18 protein-coding genes are annotated in these 15,514 nt (G+C 67.4%); 8 read left to right on the top strand and 10 right to left on the bottom strand.

The window, feature by feature from the left end; genetic code table 11:
- Positions 1–88: 88 nt before the first annotated feature.
- From ppnP to FN976_RS01615, 3 genes are all read left to right on the top strand, one after another.
- Complete coding sequence (ppnP, locus tag FN976_RS01625; protein WP_145890319.1) at positions 89–406, top strand: pyrimidine/purine nucleoside phosphorylase; 318 nt, start codon at positions 89–91, stop codon at positions 404–406.
- 11 nt (positions 407–417) lie between these two features.
- Complete coding sequence (gene argG / locus FN976_RS01620) at positions 418–1,743, top strand: argininosuccinate synthase (protein ID WP_145890317.1); 1,326 nt, start codon at positions 418–420, stop codon at positions 1,741–1,743.
- 135 nt (positions 1,744–1,878) lie between these two features.
- Positions 1,879–4,263: a toll/interleukin-1 receptor domain-containing protein gene (locus FN976_RS01615; RefSeq protein ID WP_145890315.1), complete on the top strand. Its 2,385-nt coding sequence runs from the start codon at positions 1,879–1,881 to the stop codon at positions 4,261–4,263.
- Between the two features lie 5 nt (positions 4,264–4,268).
- On the opposite strand, the gene FN976_RS01610 is transcribed toward FN976_RS01615, so the two are convergent.
- Positions 4,269–5,378, bottom strand: a complete 1,110-nt coding sequence (locus FN976_RS01610) for a hypothetical protein (RefSeq protein ID WP_145890313.1) — start codon at positions 5,376–5,378, stop codon at positions 4,269–4,271.
- A 133-nt stretch (positions 5,379–5,511) separates the two neighbouring features.
- Between FN976_RS01610 and FN976_RS01605 the strand changes: the two genes are divergently transcribed.
- Positions 5,512–6,354, top strand: a complete 843-nt coding sequence (locus FN976_RS01605; protein ID WP_222432757.1) for an SGNH/GDSL hydrolase family protein — start codon at positions 5,512–5,514, stop codon at positions 6,352–6,354.
- 17 nt (positions 6,355–6,371) lie between these two features.
- On the opposite strand, the gene murB is transcribed toward FN976_RS01605, so the two are convergent.
- Positions 6,372–7,412 carry a UDP-N-acetylmuramate dehydrogenase gene (gene murB / locus FN976_RS01600; protein ID WP_145890311.1) on the bottom strand — a complete coding sequence of 347 codons (1,041 nt, stop codon included), beginning with the start codon at positions 7,410–7,412 and terminating at the stop codon, positions 6,372–6,374.
- 45 nt (positions 7,413–7,457) lie between these two features.
- Between murB and FN976_RS01595 the strand changes: the two genes are divergently transcribed.
- The 3 genes from FN976_RS01595 to FN976_RS01585 all read left to right on the top strand — a co-directional run bounded on the left by FN976_RS01595 (position 7,458) and on the right by FN976_RS01585 (position 10,219).
- The gene (locus tag FN976_RS01595) at positions 7,458–7,943 is read left to right on the top strand and encodes a YajQ family cyclic di-GMP-binding protein (RefSeq protein WP_145890309.1); all 486 of its coding nucleotides are present in this window, start codon (positions 7,458–7,460) and stop codon (positions 7,941–7,943) included.
- Between the two features lie 2 nt (positions 7,944–7,945).
- Entirely contained in the window at positions 7,946–8,581 is a 636-nt protein-coding gene (locus FN976_RS01590) for a retropepsin-like aspartic protease family protein (RefSeq protein WP_145890307.1), read from the top strand.
- Positions 8,582–8,695: 114 nt separating this feature from the next.
- On the top strand, positions 8,696–10,219 hold the full coding sequence (locus FN976_RS01585; protein ID WP_186510737.1) for an MFS transporter: 1,524 nt from the start codon (positions 8,696–8,698) through the stop codon (positions 10,217–10,219).
- Between the two features lie 12 nt (positions 10,220–10,231).
- On the opposite strand, the gene plsY is transcribed toward FN976_RS01585, so the two are convergent.
- The 3 genes from plsY to FN976_RS01570 are packed head-to-tail and all read right to left on the bottom strand — an operon-like array spanning position 10,232 to position 12,439.
- Positions 10,232–10,861 carry a glycerol-3-phosphate 1-O-acyltransferase PlsY gene (gene plsY, locus FN976_RS01580; protein WP_145890305.1) on the bottom strand — a complete coding sequence of 210 codons (630 nt, stop codon included), beginning with the start codon at positions 10,859–10,861 and terminating at the stop codon, positions 10,232–10,234.
- 13 nt (positions 10,862–10,874) lie between these two features.
- On the bottom strand, positions 10,875–11,366 hold the full coding sequence (locus tag FN976_RS01575; protein ID WP_145890303.1) for an aminoacyl-tRNA deacylase: 492 nt from the start codon (positions 11,364–11,366) through the stop codon (positions 10,875–10,877).
- A gap of 11 nt (positions 11,367–11,377) precedes the next feature.
- Positions 11,378–12,439: an aldo/keto reductase gene (locus FN976_RS01570; RefSeq protein WP_145890301.1), complete on the bottom strand. Its 1,062-nt coding sequence runs from the start codon at positions 12,437–12,439 to the stop codon at positions 11,378–11,380.
- 44 nt (positions 12,440–12,483) lie between these two features.
- Here FN976_RS01570 and FN976_RS01565 point away from each other — a divergent pair, with 44 nt between their 5' ends.
- Positions 12,484–13,215, top strand: a complete 732-nt coding sequence (locus tag FN976_RS01565) for a DNA-formamidopyrimidine glycosylase family protein (RefSeq protein ID WP_145890300.1) — start codon at positions 12,484–12,486, stop codon at positions 13,213–13,215.
- Here FN976_RS01565 and FN976_RS01560 read toward each other — a convergent pair.
- Genes FN976_RS01560 through FN976_RS01540 form a run of 5 tightly spaced genes read right to left on the bottom strand, consistent with a single transcriptional unit; the run spans position 13,209 to position 15,499 of the window.
- On the bottom strand, positions 13,209–13,805 hold the full coding sequence (locus tag FN976_RS01560; protein WP_145890298.1) for a DedA family protein: 597 nt from the start codon (positions 13,803–13,805) through the stop codon (positions 13,209–13,211). The two genes, FN976_RS01565 and FN976_RS01560, sit on opposite strands and share 7 nt — an antisense overlap.
- A gap of 32 nt (positions 13,806–13,837) precedes the next feature.
- On the bottom strand, positions 13,838–14,233 hold the full coding sequence (locus FN976_RS01555) for a hypothetical protein (protein ID WP_145890296.1): 396 nt from the start codon (positions 14,231–14,233) through the stop codon (positions 13,838–13,840).
- On the bottom strand, positions 14,230–14,556 hold the full coding sequence (locus tag FN976_RS01550) for a heavy-metal-associated domain-containing protein (protein WP_145890294.1): 327 nt from the start codon (positions 14,554–14,556) through the stop codon (positions 14,230–14,232). The genes FN976_RS01555 and FN976_RS01550 overlap by 4 nt, the downstream gene beginning before the upstream one ends.
- 11 nt (positions 14,557–14,567) lie before the next feature.
- On the bottom strand, positions 14,568–15,218 hold the full coding sequence (locus tag FN976_RS01545) for a hypothetical protein (RefSeq protein WP_145890292.1): 651 nt from the start codon (positions 15,216–15,218) through the stop codon (positions 14,568–14,570).
- Complete coding sequence (locus tag FN976_RS01540; RefSeq protein WP_186510715.1) at positions 15,215–15,499, bottom strand: copper-binding protein; 285 nt, start codon at positions 15,497–15,499, stop codon at positions 15,215–15,217. Before FN976_RS01540 ends, FN976_RS01545 begins: the two co-directional genes overlap by 4 nt.
- Positions 15,500–15,514: the final 15 nt, after the last annotated feature.

Genomic DNA, 15,514 nt, shown 5'->3' with positions numbered 1-15,514 from the left:
AAGCGCCCTGGCGGATTCACCCCCCGGAGGCCCGGTGAGGCAGTCCCCTAAAATCGGCGGTTTCCCCCGCAGATCGACCGCTTCCCCCATGACCACCGAAAAGATCGACGGCGTCGCCGTCACCACGCAGGCCAATGTGTACTTCGACGGCAAGTGCGTCAGCCACAGCATCACGCTCGCCGACGGCACGAAGAAGTCGGTGGGCGTGATCCTGCCCGCCACGCTCACCTTCAACACCGGGGCGGCCGAGATCATGGAATGCGTGGCCGGCGCCTGCGAGTACAAGCTGGCCGGCAGCAGCGAATGGGTGAAGTCTGGCGCGGGGCAGAAATTCAACGTGCCCGCCAACTCCAGCTTCGAGATCCGCGTGGCTGAGGCCTACCACTACGTCTGCCACTTCGGCTGATCGGCACTTTCATGAGCACCATCCTCGAGAACCTGCCCCTGGGGCAGAAGGTCGGCATCGCCTTTTCGGGCGGGCTGGACACCAGCGCCGCCCTGCACTGGATGCGCAAGAAGGGTGCAACGCCCTACGCGTACACCGCCAACCTGGGCCAGCCGGACGAACCCGACTACGAAGCCATCCCGAAGAAGGCGATGGAGTACGGCGCCGAGAAGGCCCGCCTCATCGACTGCCGCAAGCAGCTGGCGCACGAGGGCATCGCCGCCATGCAGTGCGGCGCCTTCCACATCGCCACCGGCGGGCTGATGTACTTCAACACCACACCACTCGGCCGCGCCGTGACCGGCACCATGCTGGTGGCGGCGATGAAGGAAGACGACGTCCACATCTGGGGCGACGGCAGCACCTTCAAGGGCAATGACATCGAGCGCTTCTACCGCTACGGCCTGCTCACGAACCCGGCGTTGAAAATCTACAAGCCCTGGCTCGACCAGGCCTTCATCGACGAACTGGGCGGACGCGCCGAGATGTCGGCCTTCATGACCGCCGCCGGCTTCGGCTACAAGATGTCGGCCGAGAAGGCGTATTCCACCGACAGCAACATGCTGGGCGCGACGCACGAAGCCAAGGACCTCGAGTTCCTGAACTCCGGCATCAGGATCGTCAACCCGATCATGGGCGTGGCCTTCTGGAAGGACGACGTGGTGGTGAAGGCCGAGGAAGTGCGCGTGCGCTTCGAGGAAGGCCGGCCCGTCGCCCTGAACGGCAAGACCTTCGACGACCCGGTGGAGCTGATCCTGGAAGCCAACCGCATCGGGGGCCGCCACGGCCTGGGCATGAGCGACCAGATCGAGAACCGCATCATCGAAGCCAAGAGCCGCGGCATCTACGAGGCCCCCGGCCTGGCCCTGCTGTTCATCGCCTACGAGCGGCTGGTGACCGGCATCCACAACGAGGACACCATCGAGCAGTACCGCGACAACGGCCGGCGCCTGGGGCGCCTGCTGTACCAGGGCCGCTGGTTCGACCCGCAGGCCATCATGCTGCGTGAGACCGCGCAGCGCTGGGTGGCACGCGCGGTCACGGGCGAGGTGACGCTGGAACTGCGCCGCGGCAACGACTATTCGCTGCTGAACACCGAGTCGCCCAACCTGACCTACGCGCCCGAGCGCCTCTCGATGGAGAAGGTCGAGAACGCGCCGTTCTCGCCGAAGGACCGCATCGGGCAGCTGACCATGCGCAACCTGGACATCATCGACACGCGCGCGAAGCTCGGGATCTACAGCGCGGCCGGGCTGCTGACCAAGAACGGCGACGACGCCTTGCCGAGCCTCGAATAGCGGTCAGGCTCGAGCGCGGAGCCGGCCCCCACCTGCCCCGGCAGCACGATCCGCCAAGCCTGCTCCCCCAATCTGGGGACGACAAAGCTCGTGCCTCCGGTAGATTGGCCTTTTCCGGGGCCGGGGGAGAACCGCTTGGATCCATCCTACGACGCATTCATCAGCTACAGCCACACGGACTCGGGGACGGTGGCCCGGATCCAGCATCATCTGGAGGAGTTCAAGTTTCCCGCCGATGGGCCCCACAGCGGCCGGCGCCTGAAGGTCTTCCGGGACCACACCGACATCCGGGCGAGCGCTTTGACGCAGGCATTGCGGGACGCGCTGGCCCGCTCCCGGTACTTGATCGTTTGCTGCTCCCCGGCAGCGGCGGCTTCCACCTGGGTTCGTGAAGAGATCCAGGCTTTCGGCGAGCGGCCCGGCGGACGCGTCATCCTGCTGCTGGTGGATGGCTCGCCTGCGGACGCCATCACACCCTTGCACGGTCAGACCCACCGGTATGCGGACCTGCGGCATGGCTGGCGGCTCGGGCTGCTGCGGGCGGATGCGCGGCTGGAACTCGCGCGGGTCGTCGCGCAGCTGGTGGAGGAAGACCTGCGGGCCTTCGTCCCGTTCGAAAAGGAAAGGCTGCGCAGGCGCCGCTATGCCGCTTCGGCGTTGGGCGCAGCGGTGGTCGCGGCCTTTGCCCTGCTTGCCCTGGGCTTGCAAGCCGAACGGACCGAGCGCCGGCTGGCCGACGCGCAGGCCGGTCTGGAAGCGCAGAACCGCAAGCGCGCCGAGGAAACGCGCCGAGCCATCTCGTTGCAGGCGCAAGGGCAAGCCGCCGTCACCATGCTCCGGTCGGGCGACCGCGCCAGTGCGCTGGCGGCCCTGGACCGGGTGGTTCGCGAATCGCGGCCGGACGAACACCAGGGCTACCGCGCCTTGCATGCGGAACTGCTGCGCGAGTTCATGCCTCTCGGCGAGGTCCTGGACAAGGTCACCGACCAGCAAATCCTCCGCTGGCGCGGCCGGAACTACCTGAAGCTGCCCGGGGCCCAGGTCAGGCCGCTGGACTCCCCTGTCGTCTCGCTCCACGGCCGCACGTCGGATGGAGGCACCCTGCTGGTCATGGACGTGCGGCGAAAAGTGACGCTGTACCGGTTGCCGGCACTGGAGCAGTTCTACTCGTTCACGCTGGAGAATGCCGCGCCGCTGGGGCTGCATCAGGGGCCGAAAGGCTCACTGCTGCTTTCGTACGCCGAACTGGGCCTGCACAGCGACGAGGACAGCGATGACGCCCAGGAGGTCGGTGACACCCGGGTCGTCCGGATCCGCCCAGGCGCGAAGCCCGGGCACGAAGTCCTGCCGGAAAAGGCAGCAGTGGCATCCCTTCCTCCCCGCGTGGACGGCGCCGGGCCGGTGACACTGCAATTTCCGGCCGCCCGGACGGAGGCCGAGCTCTGGAAGAGCGCCAAGCCGATCGTCCAGGTCAACCGGCGCGACGCCGAGTTCATGAACCCGGAAGCGGTGGCACGCGCCGGGAAACTTGTCTACGCGGGATCCGCGGGCAAGGGACGGGACGCGTTCGACAAGCTTTCATCGAGCGACTTCCCGCCCGTGTTCTTCGAATCCGAGGGCCAGCGCTTCGTCCGGACATTGACCATCGAAGGCAACCAGCACGGGGCGCAGAACATCTGCCGGCTGCAGGGGGACCAGGCGGTGGCTTGCGAAGTGATCTACCTGACCGCGAGAACCTCATCCAAGTGGTCACCAGGGAACAGGTATTTCGCGCTCATGGGCCACGAAGTCCAGCAGGGGGCGTTCCGGCTCATCGACCTCTCGGGGGGCCTCCAACCCTGCACCGGCTACCCGGACCCGGCCGAGCAGGTGGCGGACGCGGCGTTCTCGGCCGATTCCCGCCGCCTGGCGGTCTTGACGCAGGAGGACGAACTCTGGCTCTACGAACTGAACGGCCCCTGTGGGATCAAGCTCGCGCGGCGCATCAGCCATCCGCTGTTCTCCGCCTGGCGAAAGGCGGATCAGGCGGCCAGGACGCGGTCCTCGGGCGTCAGCGTGGCTTTCGCCGGCGACCGCGCCGTCGTGGCGGCACACCGGGACGGCCGCGCCATTGCTTTCAGCCTGGAAGACGGCGGGGTGAAGTGGACATTTGGCAGTACCGGAGCCGGCGCCTCAAGATTCGTCCGCATCCGATCGAGTGCGGACGGCTCCCTCGTGGCGCTGCACAACGACGGCGAACTGAGGGCCATCGACGGCGAGTACGGGACGCTGGTCACCACATTCAAGCGCAAGCTGCCGGACCAGAAGGCGGGCGACGGTATCGAAGACGTCGAGTTGCCGGCCGGCAGGGACATCGTGCTGCATTGGCGCGCGGGCCCCACAGTGCAGCGGTTCGTCTTCGGCGGCCCCGACCGCTCAACGTCAGCCGCGGACACGGCCATCGAACTGCGCACGGGCATCGACGCCAGGGCCGGCGGCCAACCCATCGAAGACCTCGAAGCGTTGGCCCGACGGCGCTAGAGCGCCTACTGGATCGCCCCCACCATCATCTGGTTGGTGCTCACCATGCCCTGCAGGGCATGCTTCGCGAGCGCGGCGCCATCGACTTCCAGCGCCATGTCGACCTTCTTGCTGTTGTTGCCGGCCAGGCCCATCGTCAAACGGCCCAGCATCTGGATGCCCTGGACCACGGCGTCCTTCTGCGTGTCGTAGCCGCCCACCTCCCGCAGGTCGGCGAACTGGCCGGGCACGGCCAGCGGCGCCGTCAGCTGCACGGCCTGCGAGGTCGCGTGCGTCTGCAGCACCCCGAACTGCTTCGGCGGCACACCCACTTCCATGGCGGCCGAGGCATTGGCGCTGGAGCCGCGCTTGAACATCGAACTGCCGCCCCCGGACGACTCCTGGGCGGCCAGGTTCACCACCATGCCGACCGAGACGCCTTCCATGTTGCCTTTGCTGAAATCGATGCGCTTGCCGATGTTGCCCGCGCCGAGGCCGATGAAGCCGCGCTCCACCGTGCGCGTGCCCGTCGGAGCGAACACCATGTACTTGCGCTTGCCGTAGCCGAGATCGACTTCCTCGTACACCTCTGCGCCCGGCTTGGTCGGCTCGACCTTGGTCTCGTAGACCGCGCCGTTCGCCTGCACGAAGGCGTCGATGGGCTCCGGCTTCAAGCCGGCCGCATCCATGCGCGCCAGGAAGTCCGCGTAGGCCTTGTCGGTGATGGCCTGCATCAGCTGCAAATCCGGCTGCTTCCATTCGTAGTTGACCGAGACGCGCGTCGCGCCGTAGTCACGGCCGCCGAAGTAGGCGGCACGGGTGTTCGCCGTGACCCGGCCGCTCACCTCGAACAGCACGCGGTATTCGGCGATGTAGAAGCGCTTGCCCTTCAGGACGGCGTTGCCCTTGGCGATGCCGGCGGCGTCCAGCAGCACCGGCGTGGCCTTCAAGGCCTGTTCGATGGCCGCGGGATCGGCCGGGGCGGCCGGCGCGGTCGCAGCGGGAGCGGCCGTTGCAGGTGCCGCCGCCGGGGCGGCAGGCGTCGCGGGATCGGTTTGCGCCAGCACCGCAGGTGCGACACAGGCTGCCGCGGCGGCCAGGGCGAGACGGGAAAGCACGGTGGAACGGGCAAGCATGGGGACCTCCAAGATGTAACCGATGGTATTCGTCTCGCCCCAAGTCACACCACCCCTGGAACGTGGGGGTCCGTGACAAAAAACAGCTCTAGGCCGTATGCTGGCGCGGCCGCACAACAACGAAGGAGACAACATGCCCATCCCCCTGCCGGCCCCGGTCGCCCGCCTGGCGCGCGCCTGCTCCACCCTGCTCCTGGCCGCGGCCGCCGGGATGCTCCTGCCGGCCTGCGCGCAGACGCCGCTCAAACCCAAGATGACCGATGCCGGTATCGACAGCCCGGCCTCGGCCATCTACATCGGCAACAGCTTCTTCTATTACAACAACAGCCTGCATGGCCACGTCGGCCAGCTCATCGCGCAGGGCATGCCGGGCTTCCGGCATCGGGCGACCTCGGTCACCATCAGCGGCTCGGGCTTCGACTGGCACGACGTCGACAGCTACTTCCGGCCCAACGCCATCGGCGGCTACAGCTTCGGCGCCAACAACGTCGTCACGTTCAACAAGCTCGACAAGCTGTTCGACGTGGCGATCATGATGGACTGCAGCCAGTGCCCGCTGCATCCGCAACTGGCGCCGGTGTTCAAGGATTTCGCGAAGAAGAACGCCGACACCGTGCGCAAGCATGGGGCCCGGCCGGTCTACTTCATGTCCTGGGCCTACCAGGACGCGCCGGAGATGACGGCCCAGCTGGCCGAGGCCTACACCCGCGAGGCGAACGCGAACGATGCCTTCGTGATCCCGGCGGGCCTGGCCTTCGCGCGGTCGATCGCCCAGAAGCCCGACCTCAACCTGTACGTGGCCGACAAGCGCCACCCCAGCCTGGCCGGCACTTACCTGGCGGCGTGCACGACCTATGCGGCGCTGTTCAAGAAGTCGCCGGTGGGGCTGGCTTACAACGCGGGGCTCGATGCCGCCACGGCTCGCCACCTGCAGCAGGTGGCATGGGACACAGTGCAGGAGTACTACAAGCGCTGACCGCCAGCTTCCGCGGTCTAGACCACCACCGGTTCCGGCTCCAGCCGGATGCCGAATCGCTCATAGACGCTGGTCTGGATGGCGCGCGCCAGCGTGACCACCTCGCCTCCGGTGGCGCCCCCACGGTTCACCAGCACCAGCGCCTGTTTCTCGTAAACGCCCGCCTTGCCCACCGATTTGCCTTTCCATCCGCAGGCATCGATGAGCCACCCGGCCGCCAGCTTCACGCTGCCGTCGGGCATGGGGTAATGCACGATGCCGGGCTCGCGGCCGATGATGTCCTGGCACTGCTCAGGCGTCACGGTCGGGTTCTTGAAGAAGCTCCCGGCGTTGCCGATGACGCGCGGGTCGGGCAGCTTGGCGCCCCGAATGGCGCAAACCCAGTCGAAAATCTGCCGCGCGGTGGGCTCCGCCACCCCGGTTTCGGCCATCTTGCGCTGCAAGTCGAGATAGCCGAGCACCGGCCGCCAGGGTTTGGGCAGCAGCATGCGCACCCGCAGGATCAGCGCCCGCCCGGCCAGGCCCAGATCGCTGTCGCGCGCCGGGGAGTGCTTGAAGACGGAATCCCGGTAGCCGAAGGCGCATTGCGCGGCATCCAGCGTGAAAAGGCGTCCGGTGACGAGATCGATGGCGTCCAGCGACTCGAAGCGGTCCTGCAGCTCGATGCCATAAGCGCCGATGTTCTGGACCGGGGACGCCCCGACCGTCCCAGGGATCAGGGCCAGGTTTTCCAGGCCCGGCAGGCCTTGATCCATCGTCCAGGCGACAAAGTCGTGCCAGTTCTCACCGGCGCCCGCCTCGACCACGATGGCATTGGGACGTTCTTCGACTACCCGCCGGCCCGCCACCTCGACCTTGAGCACGGTCGCCTTGACGTCACCCGTCAGGACGATGTTACTGCCGCCACCCAGGATGAACTTCGGCGCCGGCCCGAGTTCGGGGTGCGCCAGCAGGGCCTGCACATCGGCTTCGCCGTGCACCCGCACCAGCGTCCGCGCCCTGGCGACGATGCCGAAGGTGTTGTGCGGCTGCAAGGACGCGTTTTGCTCGACGATCATGGGAGAATTGTCGCCCAAGCCGAACGCGACAGGGAGTCAGCGAGGATGCCTTCATTCGATACCGTCTGTGATCCGAACATGGTGGACGTGAAGAACGCCGTCGAAAACGCGGCCAAGGAGATCGGCACGCGCTTTGATTTCAAGGGCACTTCGGCGGCCCTGGAACTGCGCGAGAAGGAGATCACCCTGACCGGCGACGCCGACTTCCAGCTGCAGCAGGTGCTGGACATCCTGATGGCCAAACTGGTCAAGCGCAACGTCGACGTCCGCTTCCTGGACAAGGGGGATGTGCAGAAGGCCGGCGGCGACAAGGTGCGCCAGATCATCAAGGTGCGCAGCGGCATCGAGAGCGAGCATGCCAAGAAGCTGCAGAAGCTCATCAAGGACAGCAAGCTCAAGGTGCAGGCCGCCATCCAGGGTGACGCCGTGCGCGTCACAGGCGCCAAGCGCGACGACCTGCAGGCCGCGATGGCACTGGTGCGCAAGGAGATGGCCGACCTCCCGCTCTCCTTCAACAACTTCCGGGACTGACGATGCGACTCCTTTGCGCCGCCCTCCTTGCCCTGACCACCAGCGTCGCCGGCGCGCAGACGGTGGCCCTGCAAGGCACTTTGGGCAGCAAGGCGCTGCTGATCGTCGATGGCTCCGCGCCAAAATCGCTGGGGGCGGGCGAAACCCACCAGGGGGTGAAGGTGCTTTCGGTGACCGGCGACCAGGCGGTTGTCGAGATCGCCGGCAAGCGCGTGGCATTGCGCGTGGGGGACGCTCCGGCCAGCGTCGGTGGCGCCCCTGTCCAGGGTGGCAAGCGGATCGTGCTGGCGGCCGGCACCGGCGGACATTTCGTCACCGCGGGCCAGATCAACGGCAAGTCCGTGCAGTTCATGGTCGACACCGGGGCCACCGCCGTGGCGATGACCGTCTCGGAGGCCCAGCGCCTGGGCATCGACTACCGCAAGGGCACGATCGGTCAAGCCGGCACGGCCAATGGGGTCGTGCAGATCTGGACGGTGAAACTCGCCTCCGTGCGCATCGGCGACGTCGAAATCTACGACGTCGACGCGGCCGTCGTCCCGGCCAGCATGCCGTACGTCCTGCTCGGCAACAGCTTCCTCGGCCGTTTCCAGATGCGGCGCGACAACGACACCATGGTGCTGGAGCGGCGTTACTGATGCGTGGCCGGGTGAACAGGTCCTAGCTTGCCGGACATCTCCCCCGAAGCCGGAGCACGGCCGGCCCCCGTCCGCGAATCGGCATTCGGGCCCCTGAAGGCCCCGGTCTTCCGCATGCTGTGGTTCACGTGGCTGGCGGCCAATACCACGATGTGGATGAACGACGTGGCCGCGGCCTGGCTGATGACGTCGATCGCGCCGTCGCCGCTTTGGGTGGCGCTGGTGCAGTCGGCCTCGACGCTGCCGGTCTTCCTGCTGGGCCTGCCCAGCGGTGCGCTGGCCGACACGGTCGACCGCCGGCTCTATTTCATGGCCACGCAATTCTGGGTGGCCATCATCGCCACCGTGTTGTGCGTGGTGATCCTGCTCGGCGGCATGACGGCCCCGCTGCTGCTCGCCCTCACCTTCGCCAACGGCATCGGCCTGGCGATGCGCTGGCCGGTGTTCGCCGCCATCATCCCCGAGGTGGTTCCGCCGCCGCAACTGCCGCAGGCGCTGGCGCTGAACGGCATCGCGATGAACGCTTCGCGCATCATCGGCCCGCTGGTCGCCGGCGCTCTGATCGCCAGCGTGGGCAGCGAATGGGTGTTCGTGCTCAATGCCGTGCTGTCCGTCCTGGCCGGCTTTGTCATCATGCGCTGGCGCCGCGTGCACAAGGAAAGCCCGCTGGGCCGCGAGCCGCTGGCGAGCGCCATGCGCGTCGGCCTGCAGTACGTGCGGCAGTCTTCGCGGCTGCGGCCCATCCTGCTGCGCATCTCGCTCTTCTTCCTGCATTCCACCGCCCTGCTCGCCTTGTTGCCCCTGCTGGCGCGCGCGCTGCCCGGCGGGCAGGCCGGCACCTTCACGCTGCTGCTGGCCTCCATGGGTGTCGGCGCCATCATCGCGGCCCTGCTGATGCCGCGCATCCGCGCCTGGCTGCCCTTGCAGCGGCGGGTGCTGGTGGGCACGGTCGTGCAGGCCGTGGGGGCGATCGGCGTGGGCTTCGCCACCACCGTGTGGGTCGCCGTGCCGGCGATGGTCTTTGCCGGCGCCGCCTGGATCACCGTGGCCAATTCGCTGACGGTGGCGGCGCAGATGGCGCTGCCCGACTGGGTGCGGGCGCGCGGCATGTCGATCTACCAGATGGCGTTGATGGGCGCGACGGCCGCCGGCGCCGCGCTGTGGGGCCAGGTGGCGACCTGGAGCAGCATCCACGACGCCATCGCGATTTCGTCCGTGACCAGCGTGCTGCTCATGGCGCTCGCGCAGCGGCGCACCATCGACCGCGGCACCGAGGAGGACATCACGCCGTCGCGCGGCGTGATCAAGGTGCCGCAGATGGAAGCGCCGCAGCGCCCCGGGCGCATCCAGGTGTGCATCGAGTACACCATCGACCCGGCACGCGCGGAGGATTTCCTGGCCCTGATGCAGGAAAGCCGGCGCAGCCGCCTGCGCCAGGGCGCGCTCGACTGGCAGTTGCTGCACGACCTGAACGAGCCGGGCCGCTACGTCGAGCAGATCACCGACTCTTCATGGACGGAACACCTGCGGCGCTTCGACCGGGTGAGCGCGGCCGACGTGCAATTGCGCGACCGGCGGCTGGCGTTCCACGTGGCGGAGGAGCCGCCGAAGGTCTCGCGGTACCTGCTGCAGGAATAGCGGCGCTCCGGCCTACCCCTTCTTCGCGCCCAGCTTCGACTCGTTGCCCCGCATCAGCCGCTGGATGTTCTCGCGATGCCGCCAGGCCAGCAGCCCCGCCATCGCGAACAGCGCGGCCACGACCGGCTTCTCGGCATACCACTGGATGCGGTCGCCCATCAGGAAGTACACCGGCGCGAACAAGGCCGCGACCAGCGAGGCCAGCGACGAATAGCGGAAGAAGAACGCGATGATCAGCCAGGTGAGGCCGGTCGCGATGCCCAGCAGCCAGTGGATGCCGAACACCGCGCCGATGAACGTGGCCACGCCCTTGCCGCCCTGGAAGCGGAAGAACACCGGGTACAGGTGGCCGAGGAAGGCCGCCAGCGCCACCATCGCCACCGTGCCGTCTTCCAGCCCGTAGTCCTTGCCGTACTGGCGCACCAGCAGCACCGGCACGAACCCCTTCATGGCGTCGAGCAGCAGCGTGATCACCGCCGCCGGCTTGCTGCCCGAACGCAGCACGTTGGTGGCGCCGGGGTTCTTGCTGCCGAAGGTGCGCGGGTCGTTCAGGCCCATCACGCGGCTGACGATGACGGCGAAGGCGAGCGAGCCCACGAGGTAGGCGGCGAGCGTGGCGAGGAAAGGGGCGAGGGAGAGCACGGCCGCTATTCTGTCACTCCGCCAGCGCGCACTGCACCGGCTTGGCCCCCAGCAGCCGCACGCAGACCTCCGGATCGATTCCCACCAGGTAGCCGCGCCGCCCCCCATTGATGCAGATGCGCGGCAGCGCCAGGATGGTCTCCTCGATGTACACCGGCATCGCCTTGCGCGTCCCGAAGGGGGAGGTGCCGCCCACCAGGTAGCCACTGTGGCGGTTCGCCACCTCCGGCTTGCACGGCGCCACCGACTTCACGCCGAGCTGGCGCGCCAGGTTCTTGGTGGAGACCGTGCGGTTGCCGTGCATCAGCACCAGCAACGGCCGCGCCTTCTCATCCTCCATCACCAGCGTCTTGACCACGGTGAAAGGGTCGAAGCCCAGCACCTCGGCGCTGTGCTGCGCCCCGCCGTGTTCCAGGTATTCGTACGGGTGCTCGGTGAAAGCGACGCCGGCCGCCTTGAGCATCGCCGTGGCGGGGGTCTCGCTGACGTGGTCCTTCTTCGCCACGCGATCCACCCTCAGGCGGCAGGGTCGCGCAGCTCCCAGCGGACCTTGTCGATCTCCGCCAGCAGTTCCGCCGGCAGCGTCGTGCCCCAGGCGTCCACATCCTCATCGAGCTGCGCGACCGAGGTCACGCCGATGATGGTGCTGGCGACCTGCCAGCGTGTGTAGCACCACGCCAGGGCCATCTTCGTCGGCGTCAGGCCGTACTTCTTCGCCAGGGCGTTGTAGCGGCGCGCCGCCACCAGCGCCTCGGGCCGCCCCCAGCGCTGCTTGCGGACGGACTCGAACTTCGCGATGCGGGCGTCCTGCGGCGCGCCCGGGTCGCCGGGTGCGTGCTCGTCGTACTTGCCGGTCAAGAGGCCGAAGCCCAGCGGCGAATAAGGGATCAGCGACACACCCAGCCGGTGCATCGTTTCGTCGAGCCCGTTCTCCAGCCCGCGGCTGATCAGGCAGAAGACGTTCTGCACGGTCGCGATGCGCGGCAGGCCATGCTGCTCGGCGAGCCGGACGAATTCATGCACGCCGTACGGCGTCTCGTTCGACAGCCCGATGTGGCGCACCAAGCCCCGCCGCACCAGCGCCTGCATCGCCTGCAGCTGCTCGTGGATGGTGGTCTTGCTGCGCTCGTTCGCCGGGTTGTAGTAGATCTGGCCGAACGCCGGGACCGAGCGCTCGGGCCAGTGGATCTGGTAGAGGTCGATGACGTCCGTCTTCAGGCGCTTCAGCGATTTCTCGCACGAAGCGATGATGTCCTCGGCCCGCATGCCGGGGTCTTCGCGCACCCAGTCCATGCCGCGCGACGGACCCGCCACCTTGGTGGCCAGCACGACCTTCTGCCGCATGCCGGGGCGGGCCGCGAACCAGTTGCCCATGATGGTTTCGGTCGCGCCGTAGGTCTCCGCACGGGCCGGCACCGAATACATCTCGGCCGTGTCCATGAAGTTGACACCGCGCTCGACGGCACGGTCCATGATGGCGAAGGCGTCCGCTTCGCTGACCTGTTCACCGAATGTCATGGTGCCCAGGCAGATGGGGGTGACGCGCAGGTCGCTCTGGCCGAGGGAAACGAGTTGCATGGTCCTACAGCGGTGGGAAGGGAATGGAGTGCAGCATCTTACCCATGCCCGAGGGACCCTCCATCGTCATCCTCAAGGAACAGGCGAGCGGCTTCGCCGGCCGCACGATCGCGCGCGTCGACGGCAACACCACCATCGAGAAGGAGCGCCTGGCCGGCCAGCGCATCGAGGCGCTGCGCAGCTGGGGCAAGCACTTCCTCGTCGAACTGCCGGACTTCACCTTGCGGGTGCACTTCATGCTGTTCGGCAGCTACCGCATCAACGAGAACAAGTCCTGGGCGGTGCCACGGCTGGCGCTGCATTTCGAACCCGGCGAGCTGAACTTCTACGCCTGCTCGGTGCGCTTCATCGAGGAGCCGCTGGACCTGGTGTACGACTGGTGGGCCGACGTGATGTCCCCGCACTGGGACCCGGCGCTGGCGCGCAAGCGGCTGCGCTCGGTCCCGGACATGCTGGCCTGCGACGCCCTGCTGGACCAGGACATCTTCGCGGGCGTCGGCAACATCATCAAGAACGAGGTGCTGTTCCGCATCCGGGTGCATCCGCTTTCCACCGTCGGCGCGTTGCCGGCGCCGAAGCTGCGCGAACTGGTGGCCGAGGCACGCCATTACAGCTTCGACTTCTACGAGTGGAAGAAGGCCTTCGTGCTGAAGAAGCACTGGCTCGCGCACACGAAGCGGACCTGCCCCCGCTGCAACATCCCATTCGTCAAGGCGCACCTCGGGCGCACCAACCGGCGCAGCTTCTTCTGCGAGAACTGCCAGGTGCGCTACTGACGCCTGCCGCGCACGACGCGCCACAGGTACCACACCACGATCCCGCTCAGGATGCCCTTGCTGATCCAGTCGATGAGGCCGGCCGCGGCTTCGTACCGGTTGCCGAGCTGGAAACCCACGTAGGTCAGCGCCCCGCTCCACACGAGTGAACCGGCGGCGGACCACAGCAGGAAGCGGCCCATGCTCATGCCGCCGATGCCGGCGGGCACGGAGATCAGCGTCCGCACCGCCGGCAGCAGGCGGCCGAAGAACACGGCGGCATGGCCGTGCGCGTCGAACCACTTCTGCGCCTTCGTCACGTCGGCGACCGAGAGCGTGAGCCAGCGGCCATGGCGTTCGACGAAGCCCGTGAAGCGCTCCTGGCCCACCCAGCGGCCGATCGCGTACCAGAACAGTGCGCCAGCCACTGAACCCGCGGTGCCCGCGATGGCGACCAGCCAGGGATTCAGCTCACCGCCCGAGGCGGCAAAACCCGCGAACGGCATGATGAGCTCGGAAGGAACGGGCGGGAACACGTTCTCCGCCAGCATCAGCAGGGCGACGGCCGCGTATCCGTATTCTTCAATGAAGCCGACGATCCATTCAGTCATGCGGCGAGTCTAGGGGACTCGCCGCGGCGGCGTCAGGTCCCCAGCCAGGGCTGCACGAACGCGAACCAGCCGCCGACCAGGTAGAGCGCGACGCTGCCGAGGTAGACCCGGCGCGAGGCCGTCCGCGTTCGAAGGCAGGCACTGCGCAATGCAGGATCGACAGGACACGGCGCATTGCGGGCGCGCCATTGCAGCCAGCCGGCCACCGCCATCATCAAGCCCGCAACAAGGAAGAGCTCTTCCTTGTGTTCGCTCAGCCAGACGACCTGCGGAAATACCGAGACCAGGGACGACAGCGCGGCCCCCGCCCCCAGCGCGACCAATAGCGCCGGAATGGCGCAGCAGACCAGCGTGCCCGAGCTGGCGAACAGGCTGGCCACCGCGCTCCACAGGCTGCCGCGCGATTCGGCGAGGCCATCACCACTCATTTCTTCGCCTTCAGCTGTGCCTTGATCTCGGCGACTGACTGCGTCGTCGGCTCCATCTTCACGACGTCATAGCCCGCGTCCGCGATTTCCGCGGCGATCGCCTTCTGGTCGAGCGCCTTGCCCTCCTTGGCTTCGATGGCGACGGTCTTGTTCTTCAGGTCGACGAAGACCGCCTTGGTCGCGTCCATTTTGGCAATGCGCTTCTCGATGCCCTGGGCGCAGAAGGCGCAGACCATGCCGTTCACGGTGGCGCGCAGCGTCGTGGCGGAGAAGGCGGGCAGCGTGGCGAGGCCGAAAGCCAGGGCGATGAGGGTCTTGTTCATGGTCGTGTTCCTTAAAAGATGTACATGAAATTGGCGCGGACCTGGGACATGTTGTTGACCCCGAGTTCCACGAAATAGCGGTTCTGGATCAGGCGCAGCATGGGCGTGATCTCGGTACGTTCCGAAAGTCCCTTCATGCGGCGCGCCTCGACGATCAGCCAGGGCTGCACCTCGTCGTAGTCGGCCTCGTAGAACGAGAAGCCGGCCCGGACGGAGCCGTAGTCATGCTTCAGCCCTTCCGCGCGGTAGAGCCTGGCGGCCGCCGAAACGTAGATGCGCGTGGTCTCGTAGTCGACCTGCAGGCCCGGCGTGGCGATGGTGCGCGTCCCCGCGAAATCATTGCCGCGCACCGCGCCCAGTCCACCCAGGAACCAGACGTTCGCCTGGGCCTCCGGCAGGTTCCAGCGCTTCAGGAGGCGCGTGTACGACAGCTCCGCGATCTCGCGCGTGCGCAGCTTGTCGTCGCTGCGCATGTAAGTCGCCGACGGCCCGACCGCATCGCGCGCGGTGATTGCGTAGTTGGCGAAGAACTCGCGCCAGTTCGGGCCGAAGTCCCCCATCGCCATCCAGCTGTCCTTGAAGCCCATCGGGCCGGCGGCGGCGGGCAGCGAACACAGGGCCGCGGCGCAGGCGATGGCGGCCGACGTCCAGAGCCGCCTCATTTCGCCGGCTCCAGGACGTCGACCATCAGGTGATCGTCTCGCTGGACGAAGGTGAAACGCACCTTGTCGCCCGGCTTGAAGCGCGCCAGTTCGACGCCCTTCGCCACCTTGAACGGCATCGTCATCGCTTCCATGCCGATGCTCTTGATCCGTTCGTGCTTGAGCACGACGCGCGCACGCTCCGGCTCCGCCTTCACGACTTCGGCGCGCACCCATTCCGGCGCTTTCGCCCCCGCGGCGGTCGCGCAGCAAAGCGCGGCGGCCCACAACCATTTCTTCATGGGAATCTCCATTTG

Source organism: Caenimonas sedimenti (assembly GCF_007833165.1).
GTDB classification, from domain to species: Bacteria; Pseudomonadota; Gammaproteobacteria; order Burkholderiales; family Burkholderiaceae_C; genus Ramlibacter; species Ramlibacter sedimenti.
The sequence above is the reverse complement of the archived record's forward strand: the minus strand, read 5'-3'. Positions and strand labels throughout refer to the sequence as shown.